The organism is Streptomyces sp. NPDC058955, assembly GCF_042741435.1.
Lineage (GTDB): Bacteria > Actinomycetota > Actinomycetes > Streptomycetales > Streptomycetaceae > Streptomyces.
This window is the reverse complement of record NZ_JBHYKM010000021.1, coordinates 34,892-54,567: the sequence shown is the minus strand read 5'-3', so window position 1 is coordinate 54,567 and position 19,676 is coordinate 34,892. Positions and strand designations below refer to the sequence as shown.

2 protein-coding genes (1 of these 2 cut by a window edge) are annotated in these 19,676 nt (G+C 73.9%); one reads left to right on the top strand and one right to left on the bottom strand.

The annotated features are described in order from the left end of the window. The first annotated feature begins 76 nt into the window (after positions 1–76). Entirely contained in the window at positions 77–1,354 is a 1,278-nt protein-coding gene (locus ACFW1I_RS11460; protein WP_384668893.1) for an acetyl-CoA C-acetyltransferase, read from the top strand. Positions 1,355–1,365: 11 nt separating this feature from the next. Here ACFW1I_RS11460 and ACFW1I_RS11455 read toward each other — a convergent pair whose 3' ends face one another. Continuing rightward, positions 1,366–19,676: the 3' end of a hypothetical protein gene (locus tag ACFW1I_RS11455; protein WP_384668890.1), read on the bottom strand. 19,228 nt of this gene lie beyond the right edge of the window; only the last 18,311 of its 37,539 coding nucleotides appear in the window; its start codon lies beyond the right edge, outside the window; its stop codon occupies positions 1,366–1,368.

The following is a 19,676-nucleotide window of genomic DNA, read 5'->3' as shown; positions in this document are numbered from 1 at the left end:
ACCGTCGCGGCCCCGAGGTGCACTCCCCGGGTCATCCCCCGTGCCCGGAGGGCCCGGGGGCCGCGACGCTCCCGCCATGTTCTCCTCACACACCCGGCACGTTGCCGTCCTGGGCGGAACCCGCACCGCCTTCGCCCGCTCCTACGGCACGTTCGCCGGTGCCGGCAACCGTGAACTGCTCACCGCCGCCCTTGACGGCCTCGCGCGCCGCTTCGGCCTGGACGACGGAGCCCGTGTCGGCGAGGTCGTCGCGGGCGCCGTGCTGAAACACAGCTCCGACTTCAGCCTCGCGCGGGAGGCCGTCCTCGACTCGCTCCTCGACTCCAGAACACCGGCCCATGACGTCCAGCAGGCCTGCGCCACGGGCATCCGGGCCGTGCTCGTGGCCGCCGGGCAGATCGCCTCGGGAGCGACGGACAGCGCCGTCGCCGGAGGAACCGACACCCTCAGCGACGCCCCTCTGATGCTCGGCGACCGGCTGCGGCACACGCTCCTCGACGCGGCACGGGCCCGCACCCTCCCCGCCCGCCTCCGGACGCTGGCTCGGCTGCGGCCCCGCGACCTCGTCCCGGTCCCCGTCCACCCCGACACCCGGACGGGGCTGTCGATGGGCGATCATGTGGCGCTGTCCGCGCGTGCCTGGGGCATCAGCCGCGCGGAGCAGGACGAACTCACGGTGGCGAGCCACCGGCGGCTCGCCACCGCCTACGACATCGGGTTCCTGACGGACCTCGTCCTGCCGCACCGCGGCGTGGCCGTGGACGAGAACCTGCGGCGGGACACCACCGCTGACCAGCTCGCCCGGCTGCGACCGGTCTTCGGCACGGACCATCCGGAGACCGCCATGACAGCCGGGAACTCCACCGCCCTCACGGACGGCGCGGCCGTGGTCCTGCTCGCCACCGACGGCTGGGCCCGGGACCAGGGCCTCACACCGCTCGCGTACCTCACCGCCCACGAGACCGCGGCCGTGGACTTCCCACACTCCCTCGACGACCCGTTCCACGGCATGATGATGGCACCGGCCCAGGCCGTGCCCAGGCTGCTGCGCCGGACCGGACTGACCCTGGCCGACTTCGACTTCGTCGAGATACACGAGGCATTCGCGGCGCAGGTGCTGGCCCATCTCGCGGCGTGGGAGAAAGCGGGACTTGGGGTGGTGGACCGGGACAGGCTCAACGTGACCGGATCCTCACTGGCCACCGGCCATCCCTTCGCGGCGACCGGCGCCCGGATCGTGGCGACCCTGGCGAAGCTCCTCGCGGAACGGGACGGACGGCGGGGGCTCGTCTCCATCGGCGGGGCCGGCGGCATCGGCGTCGCCGCGATTCTGGAGCGGCCGCCGGCGGGCTGAGCGAGGACCGGCTACCCCTGGGGCCGGGGCCGCGTGCCCATCCATTGGCCGTCGTCACCGTCGACACCCATCAGGCGGATCAGTACGGCATGGCCCGCCGTGCCGTACCCGGGCATCGGGTAGGGATCGGCGACCGACGACAGGACGTGGATGTCGAGGCCCAGCACCCGCGCCGCGAGGAGCGGCGCGATCACGTCCTGGGTCTCGTCCCAGACTCCGGCAAGCATCTGGTCGAGGAGCTCCCTCCGCTGCGCGTCGCCCCAGCCCGCTCTGTACTCCAGGACGAGGGCGCCCAGCAGCCGCTCGTCCACCGGGCCGTGGCCGTGGCGAGCGGCGTACTGCAGGCGGGCCCAGCGCGGGGCCAGGAGCTCCATCGCCAGGCTGTCGATGTCCGACCAGTCGATCCGGCGCCGGTTCATCAGGTCCCATCGCGCCTCCTGCGCCACGTGGGCCCGCAGCGACTGCGGGGTCGCGGGTCCGTACACGGGCTGCGGGAGCAGGGGTCGCGCGGTCACGAGCAGGGCGCCCCAGAAGGGGTCCTCGCGGGGCGCGTCCACGGCCTCCAGGCCATATGCGCGGGCCCACTGCCACCAGGGGGCGGGTTCCGATGCAGGCACGGGCGCCGCGGCCGGCACTGGCTCCGATTCAGGCACGGGCGCCGCAGCCGGCACTGGCTCCGATGCCGGTACGGGCTCTGGCTGGACTTCGGGAGATGCCTCCGGCGTCCGAACTATCCGCCGGCGCTTCGGGGGGCGCGCAGAGGGGTCGTCGTCCCTGTCCGCCGGGCGCACGAGGTTCGCCGTCTGCGCCTGATTACGTACGGGTTCCTGCTGGGGCGCCTGGTCCAGGTCCAGCCACTCGGACAGGGTGGGAACACCAGGGGGCACGTCGACGCCCAGATAACCCATCACCGCCAGGAACCGGGCCTCGCTCGCTGTGATCCCTCCATTCGACGCCGCGTCTCTCGCCTCCCGGATCCGATCGGCCAGACGTCTGCCCACGCTTTCGGGATCACGGTCCATGGGGCTGCCCACCGGCTCCAGGTAGCCGTGCCGCTGGTAGTGGTCCAGTGCGGCGTAGATCCCCAAGCCGTGTGCCCTGGCCCATCGCTGCAGTTCGCCGAACCACTCCCTGCGCAGGTACATCGTGTACTGCCGGTTGAGGCGGTGCAGGGCCGCGGGCGACAGCCCGATCCCGTACCGCTGCTCGACCAGCACGCGGATGTCACCCAGGGTCTGTCGGCGACCGTGTGACCGGGTGAACTGGAAGAACCTGTCCCGCTCCGAGACCGGGAGCGTTCTTCCCTCCTCCTGCGGCGCCCGCGCGGGGTATTCCGCGGTGCCCGCGAGATCGGCCTCACCCCATACGGAAGCCCGGGTGCCGGGGGAAAGGATCGGCACGCTCCCGCCCGCCTGCTCGGGCTCGGGCGACGGCGGGGGAGCCACCTGGGGGGCGGGGGCCGGAGCGGATGCGGACGGCGGCGGGAATGCGGGGGCGGGTACGCGGGCGGGCGCCGGGGCCTGGCGTGGGGCCGCCGCACGGGTCCGGCCGGGCGCCGGAGCCTGGCGCGGTGCTGCCGCATGGGTCCCCCTGGGCGCCGGTGCCGGCGCCGGGCGTGGGGCCGCGTCAGGGGGCGTGTACCCCAGGATCGCCAGTGCTCGCAGGACCGGTGGGGTGACCGGCAACCTGCCTTCGTGGACACCGCGCACCCACGCGCGCACCCTCCCCTCACCCGGCAGGTCGTCGCCCACGGAGGTGTCGTGCGCGAAAGGCAGGTAGCCGTACCGCCGGTAGAAACCCACCGCACGCTTCAGGTCCTCGTGCCCCGCCTCATTCATCAGGGTGTCGAGCTCACGCGACTCACGGGCCGCGAAACGCCGGAGCAGGCGGTAGAAGCCGGGCGGGTTCCCGAGCTGCGGCACGATCGACTGCAGCGCCTCCCAGACCTCGCCGAGTGTGGCGTCCGGCTGGTCCCGCAGCCAGTTGAACAGCGGGAGGACAACCGACTCCGCCACTCCCTCGCCCTCTTCCGCGAGAACGCGGGACGCGAGCCCTTGGGCGTTCCCGTCCGGGGCCACGGAACGGAGCGGCGTGTTCCGGACGTGCTCCGGCAACCAGTCCCGGGCCGGACGGACCGGCACCGGCCGAGTCGGTATGCGCAGGGGCCGTACGGGCCGCTCATGCCGAGGGACGACCCGCTCCGTGCCGGTCAGCCGGACTCCCAGCCGGACCAGCACCTCCCTCGTACTGGACAAGATCATCGCCTCGCCGTCCGCGACCCGCTCAAGCCATTCGAACAAGGCGCGGTGCTCCCGCCTCGACACCACCGAACTGGCGGGCAACGACCCACGCGACTTCACGAGGTCCCGCAGCTTCGTCACGTACCGGTGCTCCCGCAGGCCCAGGCTGTCGGCCACGAGGTCGTCGAGTGAGGCGTGGCGCGCCAGCCAGGCGGGGTACCAGGTGGTGTGGAACTCCCGGTGCAGACGGCTCAAGACCCCGCGGGACAGCCGGACCCCGAAGGTCACCTCCGCGAAGTCACGAGCGAGGTCGAAGGTCGTCACGACACTCGACGGAAGGGCGAGCGCCCGGAAGAACTCCTCCTGCTCCTGCGTCGAGAGGGTCATGCCCTCCCACCCCCTCCGCCAACCACTCGGCGCCGGCGCGGGTCCGGGGGCGGCGAACCACGCCTGGCTCGCATCGGGGACAACGGGGGCGCTCGGGGGCGCCACCGCCTCCCCCGGCTCGGGTGCACCGGTCCCAGCGGCCTCCGCCTCGGACTGGCCGGGGGGGAGCGCGGGGGACGCAAGCGCCGGGGGCAGCGGTACGGAGGGCGTCGGCTCCGGTGCGGGCAGGGCCAAAGACGGCAGGGCCAGGCGGTGGGCGGCATGGGAACCGTTCGCCGCCCCGTCGTCCGCCGCGTCGTCCTCCGCTTCCGGAGCGCCGCCGAAGAGGCCTCCGGCCGGTGCCGGACGCCCCTCGGAGAGTTCCCGCGCCAGCGCGACGGCGGCGGACCGTGCCCCCGTCCCGTCCCCGGGCGAGAGGTCGAGCAGGGCGTGGTGGAGGTAGGCCACCCGACGTACGGCCTGCTCCTCGGGCGGCAGTGCCGTGAACGGCACCCCGTCCAGCGAGTCCAGCCGCACGACCAGCAGTTGACGCAGACGCACCTCCTCGCGCGCCCAGACGAGCGACTCCTCCAAGCCGGGGTTCATCGGCAGCTTGTCCCAGAAGCGGCCGAACGCCGGGGCCGCGGCGCGCGCCCGCGCGAGGACCGTGTCCCTCGGCCCGTCGGCGGTGCGTTCGTCCGATCCCTCGTCCCCGGTGGCCGGGGACGGCGGGAGTGCCACGTCCTCCGGGGCGGGGGCGGCCGGGCCATCGCCGTCCGTCGGCTCTTCGCCGGCCGGTGGGTGGGCCACGTCCCAGCCCCCGTCACTGGTCATACGGAGGTGGGCGACGCCGTCCGCGTCGGTGTGCAGGCCGGCGGGCGCCTCGGAGGCGTACCAGACGGGCCGGCCGGTCTGCGTTGCGAGGAGGTGGGCGAGGTCGGCGCGGCCGAGGGCGCTCCCCCGGCTCAGCAGCACGAGCGGCCGCAGGAAGTCGTCGGCGAGCGCCCGCAGGAGGCCCGCGAGGTAGAGGGCGGCCTGGTCGGGGGCGTACGGCTCCGGCTCCCCGCCGTGCGCGTCGGGCAGCAGCAGCGTGTCGCCGTCGCCGTCCGTGTCCACGGCGACGAGGCTGACGTGCGCGGATCCCCAGGGCGCCGCCACGGCCTCCGCCGTACCGTCCGGCGTCGGCTGGTAAGCGTCGGTGGCGAGCGCGGTGGTGCCGGGTTCGGGGTCGGCCCGGAGGTCGAAGAAGGCGGAGCCGGTCAGCGTGCCCTCCCCGCCAGGGGCGCCCTCCGACCCGTTCTCGGAGGAGGAGTCTGAATCGGCGGACGAAGGGGCAGGTGAGGCGAAGGTAGACGGGGCCGCCGAGGGCACCGGGGTGTCGTCGGGCGATCCCGCCCACGCTCCGGGGATGAACCTCCGTACGCCCCTGGCCGGAGGTGTGCTTCCCACCAGCGGCTCGTCGATGATTTCCGGATCGAGGCCCAGGAGGGCGGCGGCGCGCTCCTCCGGGACGAAGAACGTCAGGGCGTCGTCATCGACGGTGACCACGACGCCGCTCTCGCTCCCGCCGGGCCTCCGCAGGCCGATGTTCCAGCGGGCGCCCGCGAGCGCGAGCTGGGCGAAGCGGCGGCGGTCCGGGTCGGCGAGTCCCTCGCCCCGGGTGCCGGCCGACTTGTCGCCGCTCTCGAGGTGGTTGCCGAGCGCGCCCGCGCTCTGGCCGACGCCCCGCGTCCGGCCGCCGTCGGCTGCCGCACCCGGCCGCAGGACGTCCGGCCCGCCGGTCCCGTGACCGGAGCGGAGCGCGAGCGAGCCGCGCAGTTCCAGCGCCGTGTTGACGGACGCGTTGACGGAGCGGTGGGAGCGCCGGAAGTCCTTCACGATGGTGCCCGTCAGCACACCGTCGTCGCCCGCTCCCATGGGCGTGACACGGTCGTAGTCGAGGGAGACGACGAGTTCGTGCTCCTGGTCATGGAAGACGCCCGGCAGGATCAGGGGCACCGAGAGCCGCTCGCCCGTCAGCAGCGACAGGGCCCGCTGGTGCAGCCAGGCGAGGCTGAACACGGCGGCGATTCGGCTCTCCGCGTAGGCCCGGGAGCCGTGCCAGGTGTTCCCGCCGAGCGATCCCGACTCGGCCTCGATGAGGGACACCGCCTGCCGGACCAGGTGGCGCAGCCCGCCGACAGTGCCGAGGAAGCCCTCCGTGAGGTGCTCGGGGGTGGGCCTCAGGCCGAACCGGGCGGGTGCCTCGTACGCGGGCGTCACCGTGGGTTCCGCGCGGAAGGTGGCCCGGGGCGGGGCCGGGCTCATCAGCCCCTGGGGATAGGCCACGGTCAGCGCGCCGGGTAGCCCGGTGTCCATGATCCGCGTCCGCTTCCGCGAACCCCACAGGGTGAGCAGCGAGCCGATCAGCGCGGGTGACACCGTCGCGCCCCAGTAGTGGTCGAGGTCGATCGTCACGGCGACGTCGTAGGAGACGAGCGCGGGCCCGGCGTCGACGTGCAGGATTCCCGAACTGCGGGTGTGCCCGGCGGAGGAGCCCAGCGACCGGCCCTGGCCGTAGTGGGCCCCGCCGCTGACGCCGCCTCCGCCGTCGAGGACCACCTCGCTGGAGTCGTGGGGGTTGTGGCTGTAGTTCCAGCCCGCACCCGCGCTGTGGGTCCACGAGACGCCCGCGGAGTCGGAGGTGTCCTCCCGGCGGACGTTCTTGCCCTCGATGACGTGCAGGGTGTCGGCGTCGCCCCGGTACACCGGGTTCGACAGCTCCATCCTTGCGGTGAGGACGGCGAGGGCCGTCGTCGCCGCCCCCCGGTGCGGGACCACGATCTTGATCTCGCCCGAGCTCATGGGCTCGATGGCCGCCTTGGTGCCCTGCCGCGACGCGAGGCTGCGCAGTCTGGCCATGACCGCCTCGGCGTGGTCGGGGTCGAGCTCGGCGAGCACGCTCGTGCGGGCGGCCTGCACGAGCGGCATGAGTGCCGGCAGGTCGTAGAGGGTGCCGTGGCCGAGACCGTCCGTGGCGGGGACCATGGGGTAACGGGCGCCGCCGGCGGGTACCGGGGGGCTCGCCGTGACGGGACCGGTGTCAGGGCCGGTGCCGCCGTCGGTCGGCGCGTCGGTGACCGTGTCGACGACGGCCTCCGGAGCCGCCGTTCCGAGGCGCATCCCGGCCGCTCTCCCCGCGGGGATCAGCAGCAGCGCCGGTTCGTCCGTGAGGTGGCGTTCGGCGCGCCTCTCGTTGAAGCGGGTCCCCTTCAGGGGGCCCACCTGGACCGGGCTCTCCGAGTAGACGGTGGCGACGAGGTCGTATCCCATGGCGGCGTCGATGAGCTCCTGCTCCCCCACGACAATGTCGACCCGGTCGCTCTGTCCCTCCGCGCTCGCCGACAAGGTGCGCGGAGTGCTCTGTCCGTACCGGTAGTTCGCGAGGGCGGTGTGGGTGTGGTCCGTCGCGGCGCCCCGCTCGGCGTCGGTGCCCTGGTATCCCGCCGGGCGGGGGTTCGAGGTGAAGGAGGCGTTGCCGACCACGGCCGCGCTCGGCGCGAACGGGACCCGCGTCCTGCTGTCGCTCACGGCGGCGGTCGTCAGGGTGTGGTCGTACTGGTAGGCGTGACGGCTCACGCCGGTGGTCGTCATCCGGTCGACGCGGGCCCGGAGTTCGACGTTCAGTTTGCGGGGCGCGCCGAACGCGTCCCGGCCGAGGGAGCCGGTCCACAGCGGCAGGGCCGCGCCGATGAAGTCCTGGAGGCGCGGGCCCAGGGCGTGCAGCGCGGTGGACAGCGCGACCCGGTCGGCCGGTGAGAGGACGACGCCCAGTTCGTCGAGCATCGAGTCGACCGCCCCGCGCAGGCCTCCGGTGTGGGCCATGAAGAGGGTGTGCAGCGGAAGTCGGGAACCGTCCGTCGGAACGTGGACGAGGGGGGCGGTGCTCGTGTCCGTCTCCCGCGAGGCCCTGCGGGTGACGGGGTCGAGGACGGAGCGCATGCGCGGCGAGGGGTGCCAGGCGCCGTCGGAGTCGCGCTCCTCGCACACGTCGTCGGCGACGAGGAGGCGGACGCCGACCGGAATGGGGGCGGCCGCCGGAGGGACGGCCCGCCCGGCCTCGGCGTCCGCCGGGTCCGGGGAGGGGGCGGGTTCCGGGGCGCCGGCCGGGTCCGGGACAGCGTCCTGGTCCTCCGTCCGGTTCGGCTCGATCCCGGCGTCGCCGGTGGTTCCGGTCACGGCAGTCGGTGCGGTCAGGCCCGTGCTCGGGGGTGTCAGTACGGTCCTGAGCGCGGACCAGGCGGAGGCCGCCGCGCCCGGGCGGGTGGTGACGCGCACCGTGAGGTTCACCCGGCCGTCGAAGACGCCCATGAAGCGGGATCCCCCGCCCGAGGCGCCGCCGGCGGAGAAGCCTCCGCCGGCCGTCCGGCCCCAGGAGGTGCCGAGACGCGGCGCGATGCGGACACCCGCGTTGCGGAAGGTGAAGAGGGAGGGTGGGGTGTTGTACCAGAAGGGGACGTCGAAGCCGCCCTCCAGGTTCACGCCCGTGGAGCGGTCGCCCTGGAGCTCGTAGAAGTTCCCGTAGTACGTCTCGACGTTGCCGTCCCATAGTCCGCCGTAGGTGAACTCGAGGGGATCGAACACGCCCTTGATCTCCAGGACGGCTTCCACCGGGCCTGTGGCTCCCGGGCGGCTGAGAACCACGGAGACCCCGCCGTTGACGATGTCGTGAAGCCGGCCGGCGAGCGGCTCGCCGCTCACGAGGTTCCAGAGGGTGGTGAAATTCGCGTAGGCGTGGGCGCTCACCCGGAAGGGGTCGCCGATGGCGCCCGGCCCCTCGGTCCCGACGCCGGCGGGCAGCAGGTCGGGGTCGGCCGCGTGGACGGCCTTGAGGACACGGTCCAGGAGCGCGGCGGCGTCCTGGTCGTCCACCGCGTCAATCCGGCTGAGGTTGGGCAGCCAGCCGCCCGGCCGGGAGGTGATCCGCAGCTCCCGTCCCGGCGCGGAGCGGGCGTGCAGCTCCACGTCCCCCGCCTTCGGGCCGCTCTCGGTGGCGGCGGGCGCGGGCCCGTGCAGCAGACCCAGGCGTTCGGCGTCCTTGAGGAGGAGACGAAGCGAGGCCCGGCCGTGAACGGTCTTCGAGCGCCCGTCCCGTGCGAGGACCTCCGTGCGGGTGCGGCCGGTGACCACGACGGTGGCCTCTTCGAGCTTGATCTTGTGGAGGGTGACCGAGCCTGCCTGCCGGCCCGGGTCGGAGGCCCGGACACTGCGGCCGCCGCCCACGACGGGCGCCGACACGGTCGTGCTGAACCGGCCCTTGGCCGCGTCGAGGAGCATCGCCGCCGAGTAGGAGTAGGCGTCGCCGCCGCTCGTCCGTTGGGCGACGTTCTCGACGTTCACGTCCTCGGTGTCGAGGTGGGTCAGCCAGTCGACCTGGTCGTCGCCCTCGGTGTCGGTGACCACCTCGGCGTCGTGGAAGACGGTCGTCACGCGGACCGCCGCCGGGCCGGAGACGCCATTGCCGAACTGCGGCGACCAGTAGCCGCCGAGCAGGGCGCGGTGCAGTGAACCCGCCACCGACTGGACGGCGGTGAAGGCACTCACCGCGCTCTGCTCGGCCGTGCCGGGCGTCGACGCGGCGGCGGGCAGCAGCGAGAGGACCGCCCGGCGCAGGTCCTCGACGTGGTCGAACGACTCGACCAGGGACGTGCGCGGCACCTTCACCGGGATGACGACGGACGGCTCCTCCGCGGTCTCCCGGTCCTCCCGGTCCTGCCGGTCCTCCTGATAGGGGTCGGCGGAGCGTTCCTGGAAGTCGGTGGAGCCGGCGTCGGCGTCGTTCCGGTAGGTCGTCAGCGCCTGCATCGCCCGGCGCAGGGGCTCGTTGGCGTCCTCGGCGGCCGGGGACCAGGTGGCGGAGGTCGCGTGGGTGGTCCCGGGCCCGTCCTTTCGGCGCGCGCGGAGGACACGCCGGTCGTGGCGGCCCGTCAGGGCGCCGTCGAGGAGCCCTTGCCGGTGGTGGGCGGGCAGGCCATCCGCCTGCCGTGTGACGTCGTACATCACGTCGTACAGGAAGCTCACGCTCCGATAGGAGGAGCCCTTGGTGTAGCGGGCGGTGGTCGCCGTGGAGGAGACGGTGCTCGTTGCGGAGGCCGAGTAGCCGGCGAGCGCGGAGCCGAAGAGCGCCGTGACGCCCCGGAGGGACGGCAGACCGCTGAGGGCGTGGTTGACGAGGGTGACGGCCGGGAGCCCGAAACTTGCGGCGGCCGTGCCGCTGCTGGACACGGTGTCCCCGGACTCGAAGACCTGACGGGTGCGCACCTCCCGCTGGTCCCGTACGGGGAGCGGGGCGTCCTGGTCCGTCACCGGCCTGCCATGGGTGTCGGTGGTCTGCCGCCAGGCCCCGACCCTCACCCGTACGGTGATGTCGACGGCCTTGCCGCCCACGAACAGGGTGAGGGCGACCCGGTCCCCGATGGCCTGCGGCAGCTCGGAGATGAAGTCCTCGGTCGAGAGCCACTGGTCGAGAGCGCGGGCCAGGTCGTCCCTGTGGAGGGCGGGGAAGCCTTCGAGAAGGGCGTCGCGGATCGCCGAGTAGAGCCGTTCGTCGGGGAGTTCGAAGGTGGCCGGACCCGCCGACTGCTTGAGCCCGGAGCCGACGAGCGCGGACGGGGGCGCGAAGACGAGGCCCGCGTCCTTCTCGTCCTCGCGCCGCGTCCACGCGTCGGACGTGATGGCGGGGACGGCGGTGTCACGAGGGGCCAGCGGGGAGACCGGGGGCTCCGGAGACTCCGGGGTCGTGTCCTCGTCCGTGGGGCCGTCGCTGACGAGGCCGGATACCGGGCTGGGCGGAAGCGGTACGTCGACGGGGTCGAGCCGTGCGGACGTGCCCGCACCCGACGCCCCGGTCGTCCGGGCGGGGTCGTCCGAGGCCGGGTGGGGGCCTGGCGGGGTCGCTCCGCCGAGGCCTGGGCGGGCTCCGACAGGCAGCCCGGTCAGGGCCTCGTCGAGCGCTGCGAGCAGCGAGGTGGCCGTGGGCGGCCGTTCCCCCCGTTCCGCGCCGCGCGCGCTGTGGTGACGGACGAGAGCCCGGGTCGCCGGCTCGTCGTCGCGGAGTGACGCGGCCGTCAGCACGGTGGCTTCGCGGAAGGCGTTCCGCTGTCCGTCCTCCGACAGCGGCAGTCCGAGGAGCCCGGAGGCCCGTACGATCTGCTCTCGCCAGGAGACGGGGAGTTCGCGGCGCAGCACGGCGAGGGCCGCCCGGCCCTGCGGCCCGAGGCCTGTCGCCTCGTCACCTTCGATGCCTTCGTCCTCCGGGCCTTCGTCCTCCGGGCCGTCGGCGGTCTCCTCCTCCGCGTCGGCCGCGGACACGGGCCGCTTCCCCTGCGCCTTCGGCGAGGGACCGGTGTCGTCGGCGCCGTCGGCGGGCGAGGTGTCCATGAGCCCGGACAGCCATGCGTCGGCCGTCTCGTCGCCGAGGCGGCCCCCGGCGTCGAGTCGCACGAGCATCCGCAGCCCGGCGGGAACGTCGAACGCGAGAACGTCACCGATGGTCACGGTGAGGTCGGCCTCCAGGCCGCCGTACGTCCCCGCGGATACCGCGTTGGTCTCCTCCGTACGTCCCTGCCCGCCCGAATTCTCGTCCCCTCCGGTCCGGCCGAACGTCCCGGCCGCCTGCTCGAACATCCTGGTGGAGTCCTGTTCTCCGCCTGCCTCGGGACCCGCCGAGACCTCCCAGCCGCGGGTGCGCTTCTCCGAGGTCGCGGCGGAGCTGTCGGCCTGCTGGTAACGGCGGGCGGTGGCCTGGGTCCCTTGCTCAGGGCCGAACCGCCGGACCCGGGTGACGGTGAAGCGGACCGTACGGGAGGCGCGGTCGACGGGCACGGTGTAGGTGCCGCGCAGCAGCTGCTCCAGACGCGGGCGCATCACGTCCTCGCTGGTGGCGTGCGCGTACCGCATCCCGGCCACGGTGGTCAGCTCGCCCGGTGTGAGCGCGGGGCCGTCCGCTTCCGCGATCCGGTCCAGGTCCGGACGGCGCGGCACGGCGGCCTGGACGGCATGGCGTGCCCAGCGGCGCACGGCGTGCGCGGCCGGCATGTCGAGCGGGACGACGTGCTCCGAGAGGAGGTCCGCCGCGTCAGGAGTCGGCGGGGACGGCTCGGTGCCGCCGTCTTCTCCGGTGGGTGGTTCCAGCCATCGGACGGCTTCCCCCTTCGGGCGGTGCAGGAGGGACGGCCTGCCCGGTCGGGTTCCCTCCGTGACGGGCAGGGGGACCGTGAACGCCGTCGGGACGAGGAGCCGCATGGAGCCCTCGACGGTCGCCGTCTCGCTCCAGACGCCATACCGGCCGAGGCCGCCGCCCAGCGGCATCCGGGTGGGCGCGCCCGGCTTCCTGGAGAGGAGGGCGAGGTGCTTCACCGCGTCGGCGGCGTTGCCGAGACCACGAAGGGGCGCGGAGACGAACTCCATCGGCTGCTTGGAGGAACCCACCTCGACGCGCAGCACGAAGGCGTGCGAGAACGCCGTGGCGCCGTCCAGCGTCATCCGGTGGATGTCCAGCTGGTTCACCGAGGCTGTGGTCCCGGAGGACCGGCCCACGGTGTACCCGGCCCCGGCTTCGGCACCGCCGTGCACGGCCCCGCCGGAGCTGTTGCCCGCGAGCCGCAGACGGGCGTTGAGGTCGCCGCCCGCGGACCATCCGGTGCCCGTCCCGTCCTCGGTCTCCTCCGATCCCTGCGAACGGCCCGTCAGGGACACGTCGGGGCGCTCGTACTGCTCCCCCGCCGCGTCCAGGGACTCCATGGCGACACGCACCAGGAGGTACTCGGTGGCGCCGAAGGGGCTGGGCTTGGGAATCACCCGGAGGACGCCGTCACCGAGGAGAGCGGGTATCTGCGACGCGAGCGCGGAGGACGAGAACGCGTACCGGACGGCGTCCAGGACACCGCGCGAGGTGACCCCGCGGGCGGTGAGCAGGCGCTCGATCGCTTCCTGGACGCCGTCCGCGCGGAAGACCTCGGGATGGACGGCTCCCGCGAGCAGGGTGCCCGTCGCATACGTGTGGGTGGGGACGTTCCGCCGTGGTACGGGCGCCGGCCCGGAGGGATCCGGGGCGGGCGCCTGACCGTCGACGACGGACGGGACGGGCCCAGCGGCTTCGGACCCGGTGGTGGCGGTCGCGGTGGCTGTGGCCGTGGGCTCGGTGGCGGCGGTGGGGGACGTCTCGTCGGCGGCGCGCGAGGCAGCCGGGGACTCGTCGGCGGCCGGGCGGAGGATCTCGTCGGCGCGCCAGGCGGGCATGAGAAGTTCCAGTCCTCGGCCGACGCGGACCCACTTCTCGCGGACCTCGGTGCGGGAACGCTTGTCGCGCTCCAGCCGAAGGTGGAAGACCGCGTCGGCCGTGAGGTGCTCCTTGGTCCCGCCGTATGTCGCCCGGCTGATGCTCATCATGCCGTCGGAGACCGTCCGCGAGGTGCCGCGCGTGACGGTCGCCGATGCCTGGGCGAGTACGCCCGCCCGGCTCGTGGGGGGCTGCTGGCCGTGGGTCGGTTCGCCGTCCTCGTCGTCCGGCGCGTGCGCGTCGCCGCCTCCCCAGCTGATCTGCGGGCCGGCCTGGAGGGCGAGCGTGGCGGAGTACGAGACCCCGGTCTCCAGGGATCGCTTGGAGGTGAGCTGGTTGTACTGCTCGATCTCCACGGGCTCGTCGGTGGTGCCGGTGCGGACGACGCTGTACGCCGCCACGCGGATCCGCACCCGCAGACTCCGGCCCCCCTGGGCGGGCAGGTCGACCACCAGCCCCTCCGGCGAGGTCAGGGTGGAGAAGTACGCCGCGAGGGTGTCGGGGGTCGTGAGCTGTCGGAACTCGGCGGGCCAGAGCGCGGGCGAGGCGACCTGCGCGGTGGAGAGCCCGTCGAGGTCCTGAAGGAGCTGGGCCAGGTGCTGGGCGAGCGCGGGAACCGCCAGGAAGGCGGGCCGGACGCCCGAGACGCCGGTGGTGGTGAAGTCGGCGCGGCCGTCGCCCTCCGCGAGGGCTGGCACCGTGGTGGAGACCGTGACGCGGCCGACGGCGGCCAGCTCTTCGGCGCCGGGGGCCACGGGCGGTGCGAAGACCTGGGGGACGAGGATCTGGGCGCGGGTGCGGCCCGGCCGCTCCACGGCCGCGCGCCTGCTCTCGCGGGGCAGGCCCGTCACGGAGGACATCCGGTGGGACTCCAGCTCCCAGCGCAGCTCGTAGGTGCCGAGGTTGGCGGCCCCGGCCGTCTCGTGCCGGTTGGTCTCCTTGACCGTTCCGCCGAAGGTGTTCCCCCGCTCGCTCTCGCGCTGGATCCGGGCCTTGAGCGCGCCCAGTTGGAACCGCAGCCGGCCGCGGAGCGGCAGGCGGAGGGCACCGCCGATCCCGGCCGCCACATCCCACGACGTCGAGAGGGCGCCGGTGAGTCCGAGGGCGGCGGTGGCCCGGGTGTTGACCACGATGTCGGAGTTCAGTCCGCCGACCCGGCGGCCAAGAACCGCTCGCAGGCCGAGGCGGTACTGCTTGCCACCGACCCGGATCACAAGGGTCCTTCCCACGAAGAGGTCGGTCAGGGACGCTTCGAGGGCGGGCGTGCCGAAGAAGGCCGAGAGCTCCTGGGCGACGGCGGTCGTCACCGCCGAGTCGCCCGCCAGGTCGCGCAACTGGGCCAGGAATCCGTCGAGTACGTCCTCTGAGCCCGGCAGCGAATGGAGCGTCGCGAAGCCCAGGCCCTGAACATCGTCCCGCCGCCCGGCCAGGGCTGGCGGCTCGCCCGGGTGCGGTTCCGGACGGACGTCTGCATCCTCCGTCCCGGATGCCGGGGCGGACGCGCGCTCGGGCAGGGGCTCGGTCTCCGGTACGGGGGTCGACGGGGGCTCCGACACCGGCGGCGTGGTCTCGACGTGCGCGGCGAGGCCCGGGGTGCGGATCCCGCCGAGGGTCCGCGACTCCCACTCCGCGGCGCCCTTGCCGTACTGCCAGGGCACGCCGATCTCGCCATAGGTGGTCACCGTCAGGGGGCCGAGGTCCGGGTGGGTGTCGGAGTCGACGGTCACGGTGAGTTCCACATCCGCGTCGTAGCGGGCGAACATGGCACGGAACGGGGCCAGGACCGTATGCCCCTGCGTCTTGGCCGAGGTGGAGAAGCCGTCAGTACGGCTGGTCCCCGCCTGGACGGAGGCCAGCGGCAGGAGCCCGCGCGTCCGCCCCTCCGTCGGATCGTGTGTCAGGCCGAGGACGGTGTTGCCAAAGGTTACCGATGCGCTGCTGGATCCGGTCCTGGCCCGGGAACGCGTCTGCCCGAGCCCCAGATCCGCCCGGGTCCGTAGCCCGTCCGTCAGCTCGCGCAGGCCCGCTCCGACGACCCGGGCCCGCACGGTGACCTGTCCCCGGAAGGCGCCGAAGCGGGAGAACCGCAGTCGGACGGGCGTGCCGCGGTCGCCGCTGGTGAACCAGAAGCGGCTGCGGTCGAGCGCGTGCGGCTCGGTGATTCCCTTCCGTATCTCCGCCAGGATCGACGCCACCGCCTCCGGCGGCAGCCCCGCGTCCCGCAGCCGTCGCTGGAGTCCGGCGACGACGGGGGCGAGGTCGAGGGCGTGGAGCGTGCCCTGGGTGTGGAGCGCGTCGCTCTCCTGACCGGCGGGGACGGTGGCGGGCGATGGCGCGGTCGTCAGGTCCAGCGGCCTCGGGGGCGCGGAGAAGACGGCCGGGAACTCCACGCCGATGCCCCTCGGCACGGCGTACGCGTCGGTGTCGTCCCGGTCCCGCGCCCCCGAGGACAGTTCGATCCCGTCGCGGAAGAACCTCAGCCGCAGGGAGCTCTCGAAGGGCTGCGCGCCCTTGGTGAGGGACTTCAGGCCCGAGATGACCTCGACCTCGTGGCCGCGCGAGCGGCCGCGACCGAACTCCATGCCGAACTGGGGCACGCCGAGGGTCGCGGCCGAGGCGAAGGCCGAGGTGAGGCGGAAGCCGAGCTGGAGCATCGACTCGACGCCGCTGGTGGTCTCCTCGGAATCCTCGGTCGCGTGGCTCGTGGAGCCGAAGGAGACGCGGTAGCGCTGGACCGGCCGGCTGCCCGGGGCGGGCGGCGGGACCTGGAGCCGGGCGGGCGTCGGCAGGATCCAGACGACGCTGCCGCCGGCGGTGATCAGCAGGCCGTCCCTGAAGAGGCCCGACCACGCTTCGGGGCTCTTGGTCAGCAGCATGCCCTGGACGGCGCTCAGTGCCTCGGAGCGGATGTCGTCAGGCAGTTCGTAGGTCGCCAGGGTCGCCCAGAGCCGGGCGCGCTCCTCGGTCCAGACGGGTACCTGCTCGACGGTCATCGACCCGAGCGCTCCGCGCCGCACGAACGCCGGCGGCACCGGACCGCCGCCCTCGCCCACGCCGGAATCCCGTGTGCCTCCAGCCGGGACCGGCGGTGCCGCGGGCTGCGAGAAGGCGGCCGCGGCGGGTACGGCGGCCGGAGCCGCTCGGTCCTCGGAGCCGACCTCGTCCGCGTCCGAGACCGAGGCCGGCGTCAGGGCCTCGTCCAAGGCCGAAACCAGAGCCGGGGTTTCGCCCGGGACCGGCACCGGGTTCACGGGGGCCGCGTCCGGGTCGGCCCCATCGGGTTCCGGCGTCGGCTCGTGCTCCGGCCTCGGCGCGGGTTCGGGAGCCGGCTCGGGCTCCGGCCTCGGCTCAGGAGACGTCGACGGTTCAGAGGACTCGGCCTCCTCCCGTACGGGCGGCAGGGGGTCCGGTCCGGACGTCAGGTCGTAGGGGGCCGGGGTCGTCGGGGACAGCGGCTGGAGAGCGATCAGGGCCCGGGCCGTCGCGGTGGGGCTGAAAAGGTCCGCCCCCTCCGGGACGACGACCTCGACGCCGTTCGGCGTGCCGCCGTCGGGCGTCCAGGTAAGTCGCCAGCGGACGTCTCCCGTTCGGAGCTGCCGGTAGGAGCGGCGGGAGTGCTTGATGCCCGTGTCAGCTGTGCTGCGGTCGCCGCCCGTCTCGGCACTCCAGCCCGACTGGAGCGTGCCGATGCCGCCGAGGCCCTCATGGAGGTTGGCCGTGGGCTCCTCCGGCCGGGGCAGTCCCTGGTTGAAACGGGCGCTCACCTCACCGCGCAGGGTACGGGTCGCGTTCTCGTTGCTCCAGGCCTTCTTCCCGGACCGGGTGTACATGCGTGTCTTGAGCATCGGCAGGGTGACGGGTTCCAGGTTCACCGGGTGGATCTCCTGGATGTCGGCCTCGATCGCCAGGACCCCGGTCAGGTCCGAGACAACACCGGGGAGGGTGAGCGGCACGAGCAGCGGTTCCTGGGTGAGTCCGGTGAACCTCGGGTGCAGGAAGGTCTGTCCGAGGACGGTCTCCAGGACACTCCTGGCCTGGTAGGGAGCCCCGAACCAGGAGTGGGCCGCCGGAGAGAGATCGGTGAGCAGGCCCGCCGCCGCGCGGCGCAGCGCGGGCAGGCCCCGGAGCCCGCCGACGACTGTGTCCTTGAGGAGCACGGGGGTGAGCGGCAGGCCGGTGCGCTCCGTGCCGCCGGCCGGGAGGGTCACCACCCTCGGCTCGGGGGCCGGCGCGAGCGGCGGGGCCCCGGCGGGGACACCGGTCTCGGGCGGGAAGGCCAGCACGAGCCGACCCGTCAGCGGGGCACTGGGGAAGGCGCGGGTGTGGACCGCGCCCACCGAAGGCGCGGCGGCCGGCAGGAGGAAGCCCGGGAGAGTGCCGAGGAGGGGGATGCCGGCAGTCACGGCGCGGTGGACCCTGACGTCGGCGGAGAGGTGCACGGTGTGGCCGCTCAGGGCGAGCACGCTCATGCCCTGCAGCGCGCTGACGGCGGAGTGTTCCGTCATGGCGCTGCGCCGCGCCCCCCGTCCTCCGCCCCGCGACACCAGGACCGACGTGGTCGCGTCGCGGTTGACGTCCCAGGGCGCGAAGCCGGCGCTCGTCACGGCCGCGCTGCCCAGTCCTGTGTGGGACGAGACGACGTCCGTCGCCGACGTCAGTAGCCGGCCGGCCTGTCCGGACCGGTCCCACAGGCGGGGTTCCAGCGTCGTCCCCAGGTACTCGGACTCACCGAGCCGGGCGCGGAAGGAGAGCTCCGCGAGGAAGGTGGAGCCGAGGTCCCGGTCGGGAACGTACAGAGTCAGGCCGTCGAGGAGCGCCTCCATCAGCCCTCTGACACCGGCCGTCGACGTCAGTTTGGCCAGTTCGCGCTCGACGGCCGAGGCGAACCTCGGGTCGTACGTTTGCTTGAACCATGCGACGATCCCGGCGGTGAACCGCTGGAGGTCGGGTATCTCCCGGACCAGGGCCACGCCGAAGCCGCCGCCGCGCGCGACGGGGGCGACGAGTTCCCGGGTCCGGCCGTCCCCGCCTTCGTCCGCCGGGGCGGGGGCTGTCCCGTCGGGGATCGTCGGCAGCACGGGGTGGTCGGCCGGGATCAGGCCGCGCGGTGCCGCTTCGACCGCGTTCATCATGGTCAGGCCGTCGACGGGCACCGAGGTCGAAGAGGTCCGCGTGCCGAAGCGGCCGAGTCCGAGCGGGCCGGTGAGCGCCTCGGGCAGCTCGGTCTCGTACCAGGCGGTGACGTCGAAGGTGAGGTGGACCCGGCTGTCGGACCACACCTGGGCGCCGATGGTGGCGTCGATCACATCGAAGCGGCTCAGCAGGCCTCGCGTCTCGGTGATCGGCGCGTCGTCGGCGTACTGGTAGGCACCCCGGGGCCGGAGGAACTGGGCGCCGCCCAGGGAGAGCGGCAGCTCCACGCCCGCGCCGGCTCCGAAGACCGCGTCGCTGCCGGTGTCCGTGACGAGACTGCGGGCCGCGTGCCCGTAGAGGGCGAATCCCGGGGAGGACGACGGTCCGATCGAGCTGAGCCGGACGACATCGGCGGTGACGGTCACGGACAGCATGTGCCGGGCGCCGCTCCAGTGCGTGCCGACCTGGCGCTCGAACAGGACCCGGGGCGCCTGGGTGAAGTCCCGCAGCCGCTGCCCGAGATTGTGCAGCAGTGAACGCAGCGCCGCGTGGTCGACCGGCGCCAGCGCGGTGATGCCGAGGGCGGCGAGCCGGCTTTCCAGGGCCTTCAGGGCAGGGCCGGTGTGCAGATAGGTCAGGGCGTCGAGCGGCAGCCCCGTACCCGGTGAAGGGATCCATTCGAGTCCCTGGTCACCGAGGCCGGACGGCACACGGACGGGCCCGTCGGGGCCTTCCTCGGTCCTCAGGCCGACCGAGGGCAGCGGGTCCGTGGTGCCGTGAGCGGTCTCGTCGAGCAGTTCGTCGGGCAGGACGACCGTCGTCTCCAGCGTGACGGGTGCGGCGAGGAGGGGGCGCGGGCGGGCGCCGGCGGCCGTCGCGGGGCGGGGCAGGCTCGCCCCTGACCGGGTGCCGGATCCCTCGTCGGACTCGTTCTCGGAGTCGTGGTCGGACTCGTCGTCTCCCCCACCGGGCAGCGCGCCCTTGACGTCCTCGGGGTAGGCGCCGGGCATACGGCTCCGCGTCGAAGCCCCAGCATCCGCGAGAGCGCTGGGTTCCGTCTCCTGGAGCTCGTGCTCCTCCGGTGCGGCGGCCGATCGGGGCACGCCCGCCGGGGGAGCCTCCGCCGGCAGCGTCTGCTCGACGCCGACCTGTACGGTGACCGGCACGGAGAACTCGGTCAGCCACTCGGCGAGCAGGCCGGTGCCCATCCGGGGCATCCAGCCGCTCTGCCCCGTACGGGCCCGGGAAAGGCCCCGGGAGGTCG

Bases quoted from the DNA above. Each gene is read 5' to 3' on its own strand.
- ACFW1I_RS11460 (WP_384668893.1), top strand. From the start codon at position 77: ATGTTCTCCTCACACACCCGGCACGTTGCCGTCCTGGGCGGAACCCGC.